This window comes from Streptomyces pimonensis, assembly GCF_041380215.1.
GTDB classification, from domain to species: domain Bacteria; phylum Actinomycetota; class Actinomycetes; order Streptomycetales; family Streptomycetaceae; genus Streptomyces; species Streptomyces pimonensis.
Map to the genome: position 1 here is coordinate 19,923 of NZ_JAHWZY010000028.1, position 14,714 is coordinate 34,636.

Genomic DNA, 14,714 nt, shown 5'->3' on the forward strand with positions numbered 1-14,714 from the left:
TCAGCTTCCGGTGCGCCACTGGTGATCGGGCAGGAAGTTCACGTCGTACCGCTGCGGCACGGTGCCGAACTTGTGCGGCTCGGGCACGAACGGCCGCTGGGGCAGGCCGAGTTCCTCGGTCGGGGTGCCGAGGTTCTCGAAGAACCGCTCGAAGGTGCCGCCCGGTCCCGCCGCCACGCCGACGATCCGGCTGTGGTGGCGTTCGATGCGGTAGGCGTGCGGGCAGTTCTTGGGCACGAACCCGAAGTCGCCCGCGGTGAGCAGCCTCTCGTGCTGCTCGCCCTCGAGGTCCTCGACGAACAGCCGTACCGCGCCGTCGGTGATGTAGAAGACCTCGTAGGTGTCCGGGTGGGAGTGGGCGGGGATGGTGTCGCCCTTCGGTCCCTCGCAGGTGAAGAAGTTGAAGGTGTTCTCGGTCTGCTCGCCGCCGGCGTAGACGGTGAACAGGTCGGTGAACAGGTGGGCGCGGTCGCCCTTGCCCTTCTCGATGAAGTACGGCTTGCCCGGCTCGGGCGGGATGTGGGAGCGCTCGCGGTAGCGGGTGGCGAACTCGATGGTCATGGTGGCCCTTCCTGACGGAGAAGACGGACAGGACGGAGAAGTCGAAGAAGACGGAGAAGACGTGGAGGTCGTGGAGGTCGTGGAGGTCGGAGGAAGAAGAAAAAGGGACTCGGCCGAGGCGTCGGGGCCTCCCCGCGCCCGTCGCGGCTCGTCCCCTTCAAGCTAGACCGGGGAGGAGGGGCGGCCCTGCGTACACTCGGGCACACGATGAAGGAAAACGGACAGTTCTCCGCGGGCCGCGGTCCGGCCGGTGTCCCGGCCCTGTCGTACCGTCCGACGCCCGGCAGGCCGCCGGGCCTGGAGGTCCTCGACCTGCCGGGACTCGCCGCCCGCGCCGAGGAGCGGGGGCTGCCCCTCACGGTGCCCGGACGTCCGGCCTTCCACGTGGTCGTCGCGGCCCGCGGCGGGCGGCTGGGGTGTTCGGTGGACTTCACCCCGTACCTCCTCACTGCGGGTGACTGGCTGTGGGTGTGGCCCGGGCAGGTGCTCCAGCTCCCCGACGGGCACCGGGGCTGCGACGCCACCGTCCTGGTCTTCCCGACGGGCTTCCCCAGCGCCGCGACGGACGCGCTCATCCGGGACGGGGCGCACGTCCCGCACCGCCTCGTCACGCCGGACGAGCCGCGGCAGGCGGCCCTGCTGCGGCTCCTGGACGCCCTGGTCGAGGAGCACGCCGCGCTGTCCGACCTGTCGCTGGAGGCGTACGTCGAGACGATGCGGAACCTGCTGTCGGTGGTCCTCGTCCGGCTCGTCCACCTCGCCGCCCCTCGGCGGCAGGGGCGCGACGGCGGCGGCGAACCGTTCCGGCGGTTCCGTGAGGCCGTCGAGGAGGGCTTCCGCCGGACCCACCGGGTCGAGGACTACGCCGCCCGGCTCGGCTACAGTCCGCGCACCCTGACCCGTGCCACCCGGGCGGCCCTCGGCTGCGGCGCCAAGCGCTACATCGACGACCGGGTGCTGCTGGAGGCCAAGCGTCTGCTGATCCACAGCTCGCTGTCGCCCGCCGCCATCAGCGAGCACATCGGGTTCACCTACCCGACGGTCTTCAGCGCCTTCTTCCGTCAGCACACCGGCATGACGCCGACCGGGTTCCGGTCGCTGACGAGGCCCTGAGGACGCGGGGTCAGCCGTCGGCGGGGTTCTCCTCGGGGTCCCGCAGCCGCGGGATGAAGACGGAGAGCCCCAGGGCCACGACCGTGACCGCGGCGCCGAGCCAGAAGATCCCGGAGTAACCGGCGTCGAGGTAGAAGGCGGTGCCGTCGACGGTGGTGCTGTGCGCACCGAGGACGGCGTAGGCGCCGGCGGTCACGACGGCACCGAACAGGCTGATGAGCATGTTGAGCATGCCGCTGCCCAGCCCCTGCTCGTCGCGCGAGACCACGCCGATCACCAGGACCGGCGCCACCGAGACGACGACGCCGGCGCCGACGTTGGCGATGCAGGAGGTGACGATGAGCTGGAGTTCGTCGCCGTGGAAGAAGCCCACGAGGGTGTAGCCGACGGCCATGACCGCAAGGCCCGCGCACCACACCCGGCGCGCGTCGAAGCGGCGCAGGTGCCGGCTGACCAGCATGCCGGTGCCGAACATCACCAGGTTCCAGCTCACGCTGACGACGGCGTTGTGGTGGGCCGTCCAGCCCAGCCCGTCCGACACGCCCGGGATGGCGGGGTACAGGGCGAGCAGGATGGCGAGGCCCGGCAGGGTGAAGGCGACCGTCTGGCCGAGACCGCCGGCCGTCAGCGCCAGGGCGACCGGGCGGCGGCTCAGGACCCGCAGGTCCAGGATGGGGTGGGCGCTGGAGCGCTCGACGAACAGGAAGGCGGTCAGCGCGGCGGCGCCCGCGCCGAGCCAGCCCAGGGTCCGCACGTCCGCCCAGCCCCAGCTCTGCCCCTGGCCGAGGGCGTAGACCACGGCCGTCAGACCTCCGCCGAGGACCAGGCCGCCCGGCCAGTCGAGGCGGGACCCGAGGGCGTGCCGGGGGGTCTCCGGGACCAGCAGCGCGATCAGCGCGAAGGCGACCGCGGTGGCGACGACGAGGAACCACAGGACGCCGCGGTACCCCCAGGTGTCGATCAGCCATCCCGCGAGGAACGGCGAGACGATGGCCACCAGACCGACGCTGCTGCCCATGATGCCGCTCGCCTGCTTCACCAGCCGGGACGGGAAGACGTCCCGCACGGCGGCGAACGACAGGGCGCCGAAGGGCCCGTAGAACCCGGCGATCGCCCGGCCCGCGAGGACCAGCCAGAAGCTGCCGGCCAGTGCGGCCAGCAGTTCGCCGAGGGCGCCCAGGGCCGTCATCGCGAGCATGACGCGCCGCTTGCCGTACAGGTCTCCCAGCTTGATCACGAAGGGGGTGAGCAGGGTCGACACCAGGGTGAGGGTCAGACCGAACCACACCACGTGAGTGGTGTGGAACGCCTGGGCGACGCCGGCGATGGCGTTGGCGCCGAGGATGCCGCCCGCGGCGAGCAACTGGGTCGGCCAGGCGAGTGCGATGAGGATCAGGACCAGGCGGGGTGTCCACCGCCCGTCCGCGTGGTCGCGGGGTGCGTGGTCGACCGTGGGGCTTGATGACGGCGTCGTCATGCCAGCCCTCCTTTCACGGAGGTGCCGAGGGAAGGGGGAGCACGTGGGGGAAGGGCGGAGGACAGGCTGCCGTGACGCGTGGTTCACGGGGATGTGACAGCGCGGCAACCTGTCGTCGCGTGGGACGATGATGACCTGAACACCTAGTGACCGCTAGGTTTCGAGAGTGTGGCCCACCTCACACAGCACGCCCGCGGCCGACGCGGTCGACCGTCGCCCCGCACTCCGCCGGTACTGTTCCGACATGGCGACACCCAGGGGACCACGCGGCCACTACACGGCGGGCCGGGCGCGGCGCACACAGATCCTGGAGGCCGCCCTGCTGCGCTTCGGCAGGGACGGCTACCGCAAGACCTCCCTCGCCCGCGTCGCACGGGACGCCGAGATCACCGACGCCGGGCTGCTGCACCACTTCCGCGACAAGCAGCAGTTGCTGCTCGCGGTCATCGAGTACTGGCACGAACGCATGGACGTGCGCTGGGAACGCGTCTCCGACTCGGTGCGGGACGCCTTCCGCTGCCACCTGGAGGACACCGCCGAGACGCTCGGCATGCCCGGCATGGTGGAGCTGGCGGTCGTGCTGACCGCCGAGGCCACCGCACCCGACCACCCGGCCCACGACCACTTCACCACCTGGCAGGAGAAGGGCGTCGCGGAGCTCGCCGACCGGCTGCGGGCCGGCAGCCGCAGCGGGGAGCTGCTCCCCGGCCTGGACCACGAGGGCATCGCCCGCGAGTGCGCCGCCCTGGACGCGGGGCTGATGCAGCAGTGGCTGGCCTCGGGACGTTCCTTCGACCTGATCGCGGTCATGCGCGGCCACCTCGACCGCCTGCTGCGGGTCATCTCCACGGACGGACAGGGGCTGTAGACACCCCTTTCGGAGCCACCGGGCCCCGGCGGCTCCGGCTGCTTGTCATGCACATGGCTCAATCGCACGGGCGACACCCGGCGTGTCGTACGTCACACACTCGAACACCTGGCAATCACTAGGTGTTCGCTGCATGATCGTGCCTGCTCCCCCGCCGCCGCCGAGAAGGGCGCCATGAACCACCACTGGACCGCACGTGTCGTCAGTCCCCGCATGCCCGTGCCCGCCGAGGGGGCCCGCCCGGCCGCGCTGCTGCGGGGCGAGTTCACCGCGCGGGCGGCCGTGCGGTCGGCCCGGCTCCGGGTCACCGCACTCGGCGTCTACGAACTGGAGCTCAACGGCACCACGGTGGGCGACCACGTGCTGGCCCCCGGCTGGACGAGCTACCGCCACCGGCACCGCTACCAGTCCTTCGACGTCACCCCCCTGGTCCGCGAGGGCCGCAACGCCTGGGGCGCCCACCTGGCCGACGGCTGGTACCGGGGCCTGCTCGGCTTCAACGGCGGCACCCGGGACGTCTACGGCGAGCGCACCGGCCTCCTCGCCGAACTGCGCCTCGAGTACGCCGACGGCACCGCCGAGACCGTCGCCACCGGGGACGGCTGGCGCTGGAGCGCCGGGCCCGTCCTCGCCGCCGGCCTGTACGAGGGCGAGGAGTACGACGCCCGCCGGGAGCGGGCGGGCTTCAGCGAAGCCGGCTTCGACGACTCGGCGTGGCAGCCGGCCGACGTCATCGACTTCGACACCGCCGCCCTCTTCCCGGCCGACAGCCCGCCGGTGCGCCGCATCGAACACCTCGCGCCCGTCGCGGTCACCACCTCGCCCTCCGGACGCACGGTCCTCGACTTCGGCCAGAACCTCGTCGGGCGGCTGCGCATCCGGGTCCGCGGCGAGGCCGGCCGCACGGTGACGCTCCGCCACGCGGAGGTCCTCGAGGACGGCGACCTCTGCACGCGTCCGCTGCGGCACGCCGTCGCCACCGACCGCTACGTCCTGCGCGGCGACCCGGCGGGCGAGGAGTGGGAGCCCCGCTTCACCTTCCACGGCTTCCGCTACGCCGACGTCGAGGGCTGGCCCGGCGACCTCGACCCGGCCGACGTCACGGCCGTGGTCGTCCACAGCGACCTGCGCCGCACGGGCTGGTTCACCTGTTCGGACGCCTCCCTGAACCGCCTGCACGAGAACGTGGTGTGGGGGATGCGCGGCAACTTCGTCGACGTGCCCACCGACTGCCCGCAGCGCGACGAGCGGCTCGGCTGGACCGGCGACGTCCAGGTCTTCGCCCCCACCGCGGCCTTCCTCCACGACGTCCGTGACTTCCTGCGCTCCTGGCTGCGCGACCTCGCCGCCGACCAGGGCGCCGACGAACGGCACGTGCCCCCGGTGTTCAGCCCCGACATCCCGGTGATCACCCCGGTGCCGCTCCCGCCCGGCAACCCGCCCATGGCCGGCTGGTGCGACGCGGCCGTCGTCGTGCCCTGGGTGCTGTACGAGCGCTACGGCGACACCGAGGTGCTGCGCACCCAGTACCCCTCGATGCGCGCCTGGGTCGACGCCGTCGACCGCCTGGCCGGACCGGACCGGATCTGGGGTGAGGGGTTCCAGTTCGGCGACTGGCTGGACCCGACCGCCCCGGCGGACGACCCCGGCCGCGCGATGACGTCGTCCGCCCTGGTCGCCACGGCGTACTTCGCGCACTCCGCGCGGCTGCTGGCCCGGACCGCGGAGGTCCTGGACGACCACGACGACGCCACCCGCTACCACACCCTGGCCGACGCGGTCCGGGGCGCCTTCCTCGCCCGCTTCCACACCGGCGGCGGACGCCTGACGGAGGAGACGCAGACCGCCTACGCCCTCGCCCTGTGCTTCCGGCTGCTCGAGGACGACGCCGAGCGCGCCGAGGCCGGACGCCGGCTGGCGGACCTGGTGGCGGAGCGCGGCCACCGCATCGGCACCGGCTTCCTCGGCACTCCCCTGGTGTGCGACGCGCTGGCCGGCACCGGACACGTGGACACCGCCTACCGGCTGCTGACACAGCGGGCGTGCCCGTCATGGCTGTACCAGGTCGACATGGGCGCCACCACCGTGTGGGAACGCTGGGACAGCATGCTCCCCGACGGCAGCGTCAACCCCGGCGAGATGACCTCCTTCAACCACTACGCGCTCGGCGCGGTCGCCGACTGGATGCACCGCACCGTGGCCGGCCTGGCTCCGGCCGGGCCGGGCTACCGGCGGCTGCTGGTCCGTCCCCGCCCCGGCGGCGGTCTGACCTGGGCGCGGGCCGAGCACGAGACGCCGTACGGCCGGGCCGGGGCCGGGTGGAGCCGGGAGGGCGACAGACTGCGCGTCGACGTCGTCGTGCCGCCCGACGTCACCGCGCTGGTCGATCTGCCGGGTGCGGAGCCCGTGGAGGCCGGGCCCGGCCGGCACACCTTCTACGCGCCCTTCCCCGCGGCCGCGCGGTGACGCCCGACGGTACGTCCGGCCCCGCGGGGCGCCCCGCCCCATCCGAACCAGTGCGAGGAGCACACACATGACGCACACCGGCCTGCCCGACACCTTCCTGTGGGGCGTCGCCACCGCGGGACACCAGAACGAGGGCGACAACAGCGCCAGCGACACCTGGTTCCTGGAGCACACGACACCCTCGCTGTTCCGTGAACCGAGCGGCCCGGCGTGCCGCGGCTACCAGCACTGGGAGACGGACCTCGACCTGGCCGCCGGACTCGGGCTCAACGCCTTCCGGTTCTCCGTCGAGTGGGCCCGCATCGAACCCGAGCGCGGTGTGGTCTCCGCCGAGGCCCTCGACCACTACGAACGCAAGGTCGACGGCTGTCTCGAGCGCGGGCTCGCCCCCCTGGTGACGTTCAGCCACTTCACCGCACCGCACTGGTTCGCCGCGGCCGGTTCCTGGACCGCCGCCGACGCCCCGGCCCGCTTCGCCGAGCAGTGCGACCGCGTCATGGCGCGCTTCGGCGACCGCATCGCCTACGGCGTCACCCTGAACGAACCCAACCTGGAACAGCTGCTGCAGGCGGGCGCGAAGCTCCCGGCCGAGGCCGAGGCGCTCAAGACGCGGATGCTCGCGGCCGCCGCGCACGCCGCCGGGAGCGGGACCTACGCCAGCGCGAACGTCATCCCCGCCCACCGGCAGGACGAGTTCCAGGCCGCGTTCACGCGGGCGCACCGGGCCGCCCGCGAGGCGATCAAGGCCCGCCGCGCCGACCTGCCCGTCGGCGTCTCCATCGCCGTCGCCGACGAGGTGGCCCTCCCCGGCGGAGAGGAACGCCGGGACGCCAAGCGCGCCGCCGTCTACGACCACTGGCTGCGCGAGGCACGCCACGACGACTTCATCGGCGTGCAGAACTACGAGCGGATCGTCCACGGCCCCGACGGCGAGGTGACGCCCGAGGGCGAGCGCAACGGGATGGGCACCGTCATCGAGCCCGAGTCCCTCGCGGGCGCCGTGCGCTACGCCCACGAGGTGTCGGGGGTGCCGGTCCTCGTCACCGAACACGGCATCCAGACCCCGGACGACGCGCAGCGCGCCGCCTTCGTCCCCGCCTCCGTCGAGCACCTCGCGGCCGAGGTGCGCGCGGGCACGCCCGTCCTCGGGTACTGCCACTGGACGCTCATGGACAACTTCGAGTGGATCTTCGGGTACGGCGCCCGGCTCGGACTCCACGAGGTCGACCGCGACACCTTCGAGCGCCGTCCGAAGCCGAGCGCGAAGGCGTACGCGGACGTGGTGCGACGCCACCGGGGCCCGCTCGCCGACGCCCGGAGCTGAGCCGGCGCGACCGGCGCCGAGGTCAGTGGCGCCCGCGGCACGCCGGCCCTCTTCGTCGGCGACCGGCGGCACACCGGGCCGTACGACGCGGAGACGCTCGCCGGCGAGCTGGAGGAGTCCGAAGCCCGCACCTCTCCCTGAAGTCGGTCGGCCTCACCGGCGCAGGCTGGTCTCCCGCCGCATGTACGACAGCTTCCGGGGGTTGCGGACGGCGTAGAGGCCGGTGATGAGGCCGTCGTCGACGCGCACCACGAGGACGGTGTCGAGCGCGCCGTCGAGCCTGACGACCAGCGCGGGGCGGCCGTTGACCTCCGCCGGCCCCAGCGTCATCTCGGCGGTGAGCCTGCTCAGCCCGCCCCGCAGCAGGCGGGCCACCTTGTCCGCTCCCACGACGGGCCTGAGGACGGCCTGTTTGACGCCGCCGCCGTCGCCCAGGAGGACGACGTCCGGCGCGAGGACGTCGAGCAGGCCCTGCAGATCGCCCGTCTCGACCGCCCGCCGGAAGGCGTCGAGGGCGTTCCGGGTCTCGGTCGGCGACACGGGTCCGCGCGGCCGGCGCGCCGCGACGTGCGCGCGCGCCCGGTGCGCGATCTGCCGGACCGCGGCCGGGCTCTTGCCGACGGCCTCGGCGATCTCGTCGTACTCGAGGCCGAACACCTCGCGCAGCACGAACACCGCCCGCTCGGTGGGGGCGAGCGTCTCCAGCACCAACAACATCGCCATCGACACGCTGTCGGCCAGCTCGACGTCCTCGGCCACGTCGGGCGCGGTGAGCAGCGGCTCGGGGAGCCAGGAGCCGACGTAGGACTCCTTGCGGCGGCCGAGCGTGCGCAGTCTGCCCAGCGCCTGCCGGGTGGTGATCCGTACGAGGTAGGCCCGCCGGTTCCGCACCGTTTCGAGCTCGACGCCCGCCCAGCGCAGCCAGGTCTCCTGCAGCACGTCCTCGGCGTCGGCGGCCGAGCCGAGCATCTCGTAGGCGACGGTGAACAGCAGGTTGCGGTGGGCGACGAACGCCTCGGTCGCGGCGTCCGTGTGCTCCGTTCGCGTGTTCTCCACCGGTTGCTCCCGCCTGCTCGTCCTCCACGGTCCCATGCCCACAGGACGCCGGGCGCCGCGGTTCTGTGACAGGTGCGGGAAGGGACCGCCCGGGACGGACCACCGGCCGGGGGTCCGTCGGCGGTCGACGGGAGCGGGCCCGACGACCATGTCGTCGAACCACGGCGTGTCGTCACCCGTCCCGTAGCTCTCCCGCCCGGTCGCAGGGCGGTGGGACGGGACGGAGCGGGGCGGTACGGGCGAGCCGCTGCCGGCCGATGTCCTGCGTCGGCGCACCGTCGGCGTGGGGGTACGGGACCGGCTCGTCGCCGAGCCGGATGTCGGGTCCGGGTGTCGTCGTGTCGATCACGAGACGCAGGGCACCGCAGCGTGACGGGAGCGCTCCCAGCCGGTGGCACGGGGGCCCGGCCGGCCGGGCCCCCGTCCCGGGTCAGCTCGTGGGGAAGTCGTCGGGGGTGCTGATCCTGCTCTTGAGCAGCGCACCGGACTCGGTCAGCACGCCGCTGCCGCTGTAGTCGGCGCCGCCGCAGGTGCCGGGCCGGAACGCCGCGCTGCCCTCGTCGGCGTCGGAGTAGGTCCAGTTCGCGTAGCTGATCTTCAGCTGATCGAGCAGGTCCAGCCAGGCCGTACTGCTCGCCCGGTCCACCGCTCCGCCTCCGGTGGCGCTCACCGTGCCGAACTCGGAGACGAACAGCGGCAGCCGGGAGGCCGCCCGGCTCACCGCGGCACGGTAGTTGTCCTTGTGACTCGCGGCGTAGAAGTGGAACGCGTACATGATGTTGGTGGCGTTGACGGGGTTGTCGACGACCTCGTTCTCGTTGGAGCCGTCCGAGACCCCCAGTGACGACCAGCCGCGGGTGCCGACGATGACGACGGCGTCCGGGTCCGCGGCCCGGATCACCGGGATGACCCGCTCGGCGTAGCTCTTGACAGCCGCCCAGCTCACTCCGTTGGGCTCATTGGCGATCTCGTAGATCACGTTCTTCTTGTCGGCGTTGCGGGCGGCCACGGAGGCGAAGAACGTCTTCGCCCGGTCGAGGTTGAAGTTCGGGTCGCCCGGCGTGAGGGTGTGGAAGTCGATCACGGCGTACATGCCTCGGGCCTCGGCCATGTCGACGAGGCTGTTCACGCGGCCGGTGAAGCCCGCCGGGTCGGTCTCGTAACCGTTCTCCTGCACGTACATGGCGATGCGCAGCAGGTCCGACCGCCAGTCCTTCGCCAGCGCGTCCAGGGAGGCGGTGTTGTAGCACCGGCTGAACCACTGGATGCCGTGGGTGCTCATGCCGCGCAGCTGTACGGGGCGGCCGTACTGGTTGCACAGGTTCACTCCGCAGACGTGCAGCTGCCCGTTGATGCCCACGGGGGTGCCGTCGTCCGGGGCGGGCGGGGGTTCCTCGACGGATCCCGTGCAGGCGACACCGTTGAGCGTGAACGCCGTGGGCCGCGGGTTGGCGCCCGTGAACGAGCCAGTGAATCCCACGTCGACGGTGGAGCCGGTGGCCAGCGCGCGGTTCCAGTCGGCAGCGGCGGCGGTGACCGTGGCGCCGGACTGCGACCAGGTGGCGTTCCAGCCCTGGACGACCTTCTGCCCGGCGTCCGGCATGGTGAACCCGAGCGTCCACCCGGAGAGGGGGGCGCCCAGGTTGGTGATCCTCACTCCGGCCTGGAAGCCGCCCTGCCACTGGCCGGACACCGTGTAGTCGACCCTGCAGCCGGCGGCGGCCGCCGCCTGCGGGCCGGTCAGTGCCGTGAGGCCCAGGACCGTCGCACAGGTCGCCAGTAAGGCCAAGAAGCGTTTCACAGCGTTCCTCCTCCTGCGATGCGAGCACAGCGTGATGCGGACACAGCGTGGTACAGCACGATGGGAGCGCTCCCAAAGGCCGTCGGCCCGAGACCGTACACCGGTGCGGTGATGTGCGATAGCCGTGCGACGGCCGGAGAGTGCCGCGGCGCGGGTGACTGCCGTCCGGGCGGAGGCGGCCGGAGCCGTCGACGTGGACGGTGGCACACGTCACACCTCCTCCCCGTCACGGGGAGCGGGCGGCCGGCATCTCGTGTTCGGTCCGGCGCGACACCGCGCATGAACACGAGTGAGGGAGAAACCATGAACGACCGGTTCAACCTGTTCGAGAACGAGCTCGCCGCCCGGTTCGCCAAGCGGTTCGCAGGCGCCGCCCTGGTGATCCACGACTCCCCGCTGCCGAAGTCCACGCAGGAGCTGGTGTCACTGCGCGCCAGCCAGATCAACGGCTGCGGCCACTGCGTCGACATGCACGTCAAGGAGGCCGCGGCGGCCGGGGAGAGCGCGGTCCGTCTCCACCTGGTCGCCGCCTGGCGCGAATCCACCGTGTTCACCGAGGCCGAGCGGGCGGCCCTGGCCCTCGCCGAGGAGGGCACCCGCCTCGGCGACGCCTCCCGGGGCGTCTCCGACGAGACGTGGGCCCTGGTCCGCACGCACTACGACGACGGCCAGACCGCCGCGCTCGTCTGCCTGGTCGCCCTGATCAACGCGGCCAACCGCCTCGCGGTGATCACCCACCAGAAGGGCGGCTCGTACGAGGCGGGCATGTTCGCGGCGGCGGTCGGGAACTGACCGCCGCCGGGATCCGGTCCGGCCCGGGATCAGCCGATCCGGGCCGGACCCGGCTGCTCGGGGCCGGAGCGGAATCCCCGGCGGTTCCCTCCGGCCGCGCGGACCGGGCCGACGTCCGTCCGTGGATCCCCCGCTCGACCCGAACCGTCCCGACGAGGCGACGACGGGTGCGCTCCCCGCGCGTCTCGCCGGCCGGGGCGCCGGGGCACACGCCCGCGCACCGGGCGCTCCCGCGTCCGACGCGGGGTGGTCGCCGGGGGCAGACGTGTTCATCGCGAGGCAGCGAGCCCGACGGGAGCGCGGGAGGACCAGCGGATCCGCCCGGGCATCGGACAGGTCCTCGACCACGCGCACCGGCTCCGGACCTCCCGCCCCGGCCACCGCCCGCATCCCCTCCTGGCGCCGGAGAAGCGCCCGGCGGTCCCCGGTGGCCCCATGGGCCCGCTCCGCCGGCGTACGGCCCGCACGGGCGCCCGGCTTCCCGGACATCCGGGGCGGGACGCGTGCGCAGCGGTGCGTCGCGCGGCCTCGGCGGCTTCGAGGTGACGGCTCGCGGCCCTGTGGCCGCGAGCCGCCGTTCCCCGCGTGAACCAGATGGTGCGGGAGCGGGCGGGGTCAAGGGCGGACGGCGGGGCCCGCGGTCGGGGCCTCCCGGGTGCCGTCGGCGGCCGCCGTCCGCCGGCGGTCGGCCCGCGAGGCCGCGGAGCGGGGCAGCGCGGTCGCGAGGAGGGTCCCGCGCAGGGACGGCGCGCGCAGGGCGAGGGTCACCAGGGCGTAGCCGGCGAGTCCGCCGAGCGTGTTGGCGAGGAGGTCGTTGACGTCCACGGAGCGACCGTTGTTCAGGACGATGTACGACAACAGCTGCGCGGCTTCCACGGACAGGCTGGCCGCCGCCGTCATCAGGGTCGCCCGCGACGCCGAGGTGGCGTGCCGGAACAACAGGGGCAGCAGGAAGCCGGCCGGCACCATCATGACGACGTTGGGCACCATGGTGATGTCCGCGGTGAACAGCGGGACGAAGTTGATCTGCCCGATCCAGGGAGCCTGGTTGGCGTACTCGCCCCACGTCACGTTCAGCGGGAAGACCGTCAGGGACAGCACGGCGGCGACGTAGACGGCGGCGGCCAGCCGCAGCAGACCGCGGCGCCTGTCCCACGCCCCGCGTCTCACCCGGACGACGGTGCCGACCGCGAACAGGACGAGCGCGGGGCCGAGAACGGGTGCGGAGTCCACCTGGAAGCGCATGTCCATGAGGGCTGGTCCTTCGGTCGGGGCGAGCGGTGCTGACGTGCTTCAGCTTCCTTCCGGGCCAGGTCCGGCGGATCTCCCGAAGGATCCATTCCCCGGTGGACGACTACGACTTTCGGCGGAGAGGACCCGGTGTCGCGCGCGGCTAGGGTTCTCACCATGATCGGACCACCGCGCGCGCCGGCCGCCGGCCGGTTCGCCGTCAGCGCCCTGCTGCTCTGCCTCCTCGGAGCGGCCCTGCTGATCGACATCGACACCGGCGCCCTCGAAAACCGGGGCGCCGGGGTCACGCTGTTCCTGTCGACGGCCGCGGCGGCGGCCGTCGCCCTCCCGGCCGTGGGGATCAGGTTGTCCCCCGCGGTGCTGGCGTGGGCGGCGTGCGGCGTGGCCCTGGTGTCGCTGGCCTGCTCGGTCGGACTGCGCGTGGCGGCGAGCGGCGGTTCGGTCCTGGACCAGGCCTCCGACGCCTACACCCTGTTCGAGCCGACCGCCCTGATGGTGCTGCTGCACGTGACGGCGCGGCGGGGTTCCCCGGCCGGCACCGCTGTCGCTCTGCCGCTGCTGATGGCAGCCGTCATCCTGCGTCCGCTGGTGATCGAGGTGGACGAGGGCAGCAGCATCGTCGCGCTCGTCCTGACGCTGGTGGCCGGCGGCGCCCTGGCCTCCGGCCTCACCGTCCGCCTGGTCGTCGCCTCCCGCCGGCAGCACGAGGAGCAGATCAGACTCGAACAGCGGCTGGGCTTCGCCCGCGACCTGCACGACTTCGTCGCCCACCACATATCGGGCATCGTGCTCCAGGCGCAGGGTGCCCGCGCCGTCGCGGCCAGGAAGCCCCAGGCGGTGGGCGACGCCCTGCAACTGATCGAGGCCACCGGGGCGGAGGCCCTGGACGCCATGCGCAGGATGGTCGGCGCCCTGCGCGAGGACGCCGTCCCGGACACCCGGGCACCGGGCACGGACGCCGTCCGGACCCTCGTCGCCGGCTGCCGGCTCCCCGGGGCCCGGGTCGGCTTCACCGAGACCGGCCCGGTCGACAACCTTCCCGCGGACGCCGCCCACCTCGTGGAACGCGTGGTCATGGAGGCGCTGACGAACGTCCGCAAGCACGCCCACGACTGCACCACCGCACACGTGCACCTGGACGTCTCCCGCCGCCGGGTGACCGCGCGGATCACCGACGACGGACACCACCGTCCGTCCGGCGGCACCGGCTACGGACTGCGCGGCCTGCGCGAGGTCACCGCCGCCGCCGGGGGCACGCTGACCGCGGGTCCCGGCCCCGGGTCCGGCTGGCACGTCGCACTCGAACTCCCTCTCCCCCTGCGGCGGGTCCTCCGATGACCATCCGTGTCCTCCTCGCGGACGACCAGACGATCGTCCGCACCGGCATGGCCATGATCCTGTCGGCCGAGGACGACATCGAGGTCGTCGCCCAGGCCGCCGACGGGGTCGCCGCGATCCAGCAGGCCGACCTGCACCGCCCCGACGTCGTCCTCATGGACATCCGCATGCCGCGGCTGAACGGCATCGAGGCGCTGCGGCACCTGCACCGTCCCGGGGCCGCGCACACCCCGAAGGTCGTCATGGTGACGACCTTCGACGACGACGAGTACGTCCACCAGGCCCTGCACCACGGCGCCTGCGGCTTCCTCCTCAAGGACGCGGGCCCTCGTCTGCTGGCCGAGGCCGTCCGCTCCGCCGCCTCCGGCGAGGCCCTCATCAGCCCCTCCATCACCGTCCGCCTGCTCCAGCAGTTCGCCCGCTCCGCCGCGGCTGGCGACCCGGTCCGTCCCTCGCCCCTGTCCGAGCGCGAGACCGAGGTCACCGCCCTCGTCTCCCGTGGGCACACCAACGCGGAGGTCGCCGCCGCCCTGCACATCAGCGTGGGCACGGTGAAGACCCACCTCACCAACATCCAGGGCAAGATCGGCGCCCGCAACCGGGTCGAGATAGCGGCCTGGGCCTGGGAATCAGGACTCACCCGCTGACCGAGCCGCGCAGGACGGCC

Annotated in this window: 13 protein-coding genes; 7 read left to right on the forward strand and 6 right to left on the reverse strand. The window is 73.1% G+C overall.

Features of this window, described 5'->3' with window-relative positions; all coding sequences use genetic code 11:
* Complete coding sequence (locus KYY02_RS24230) at nt 1-561, reverse strand: quercetin 2,3-dioxygenase (RefSeq protein WP_371241286.1); 561 nt, start codon at nt 559-561, stop codon at nt 1-3.
* A 207-nt stretch (nt 562-768) separates the two neighbouring features.
* On the opposite strand from KYY02_RS24230, the gene KYY02_RS24235 reads away from it, so the two are divergent.
* Nucleotides 769-1,674: a helix-turn-helix domain-containing protein gene (locus tag KYY02_RS24235; RefSeq protein ID WP_371241288.1), complete on the forward strand. Its 906-nt coding sequence runs from the start codon at nt 769-771 to the stop codon at nt 1,672-1,674.
* A 10-nt stretch (nt 1,675-1,684) separates the two neighbouring features.
* Here the strand turns inward: KYY02_RS24235 and KYY02_RS24240 are convergent, their stop codons facing one another.
* Nucleotides 1,685-3,151, reverse strand: coding sequence for an MFS transporter (locus tag KYY02_RS24240; RefSeq protein ID WP_371241290.1), 1,467 nt, complete (start codon nt 3,149-3,151; stop codon nt 1,685-1,687).
* 244 nt (nt 3,152-3,395) lie between these two features.
* On the opposite strand from KYY02_RS24240, the gene KYY02_RS24245 reads away from it, so the two are divergent.
* The 3 genes from KYY02_RS24245 (at nt 3,396) to KYY02_RS24255 (ending at nt 7,809) form a co-directional block, all read left to right on the forward strand.
* The gene (locus KYY02_RS24245) at nt 3,396-4,019 is read left to right on the forward strand and encodes a TetR/AcrR family transcriptional regulator (protein WP_371241292.1); all 624 of its coding nucleotides are present in this window, start codon (nt 3,396-3,398) and stop codon (nt 4,017-4,019) included.
* Between the two features lie 174 nt (nt 4,020-4,193).
* Nucleotides 4,194-6,485, forward strand: coding sequence for a family 78 glycoside hydrolase catalytic domain (locus KYY02_RS24250; RefSeq protein ID WP_371241294.1), 2,292 nt, complete (start codon nt 4,194-4,196; stop codon nt 6,483-6,485).
* A 67-nt stretch (nt 6,486-6,552) separates the two neighbouring features.
* Nucleotides 6,553-7,809, forward strand: a complete 1,257-nt coding sequence (locus KYY02_RS24255) for a glycoside hydrolase family 1 protein (RefSeq protein ID WP_371241296.1) — start codon at nt 6,553-6,555, stop codon at nt 7,807-7,809.
* Nucleotides 7,810-7,962: 153 nt separating this feature from the next.
* Here KYY02_RS24255 and KYY02_RS24260 read toward each other — a convergent pair whose 3' ends face one another.
* The 3 genes from KYY02_RS24260 to KYY02_RS24270 all read right to left on the reverse strand — a co-directional run bounded on the left by KYY02_RS24260 (nt 7,963) and on the right by KYY02_RS24270 (nt 10,666).
* Nucleotides 7,963-8,901, reverse strand: coding sequence for an RNA polymerase sigma-70 factor (locus tag KYY02_RS24260; RefSeq protein WP_371241298.1), 939 nt, complete (start codon nt 8,899-8,901; stop codon nt 7,963-7,965).
* A gap of 136 nt (nt 8,902-9,037) precedes the next feature.
* Nucleotides 9,038-9,214 (reverse strand): hypothetical protein, encoded by a 177-nt coding sequence (locus KYY02_RS24265; RefSeq protein ID WP_371241300.1) that lies wholly within the window; start codon nt 9,212-9,214, stop codon nt 9,038-9,040.
* Between the two features lie 81 nt (nt 9,215-9,295).
* Entirely contained in the window at nt 9,296-10,666 is a 1,371-nt protein-coding gene (locus KYY02_RS24270) for a cellulase family glycosylhydrolase (protein ID WP_371241302.1), read from the reverse strand.
* A gap of 303 nt (nt 10,667-10,969) precedes the next feature.
* Between KYY02_RS24270 and KYY02_RS24275 the strand changes: the two genes are divergently transcribed.
* Nucleotides 10,970-11,458, forward strand: coding sequence for a carboxymuconolactone decarboxylase family protein (locus KYY02_RS24275; RefSeq protein WP_371241304.1), 489 nt, complete (start codon nt 10,970-10,972; stop codon nt 11,456-11,458).
* Nucleotides 11,459-12,073: 615 nt separating this feature from the next.
* Here the strand turns inward: KYY02_RS24275 and KYY02_RS24280 are convergent.
* Nucleotides 12,074-12,709 (reverse strand): VanZ family protein, encoded by a 636-nt coding sequence (locus KYY02_RS24280; protein ID WP_371241306.1) that lies wholly within the window; start codon nt 12,707-12,709, stop codon nt 12,074-12,076.
* A 156-nt stretch (nt 12,710-12,865) separates the two neighbouring features.
* On the opposite strand from KYY02_RS24280, the gene KYY02_RS24285 reads away from it, so the two are divergent.
* Entirely contained in the window at nt 12,866-14,047 is a 1,182-nt protein-coding gene (locus KYY02_RS24285) for a sensor histidine kinase (protein WP_371241308.1), read from the forward strand.
* The gene (locus KYY02_RS24290) at nt 14,044-14,694 is read left to right on the forward strand and encodes a response regulator transcription factor (protein ID WP_371241310.1); all 651 of its coding nucleotides are present in this window, start codon (nt 14,044-14,046) and stop codon (nt 14,692-14,694) included. The genes KYY02_RS24285 and KYY02_RS24290 overlap by 4 nt, the downstream gene beginning before the upstream one ends.
* Nucleotides 14,695-14,714 lie beyond the last annotated feature (20 nt).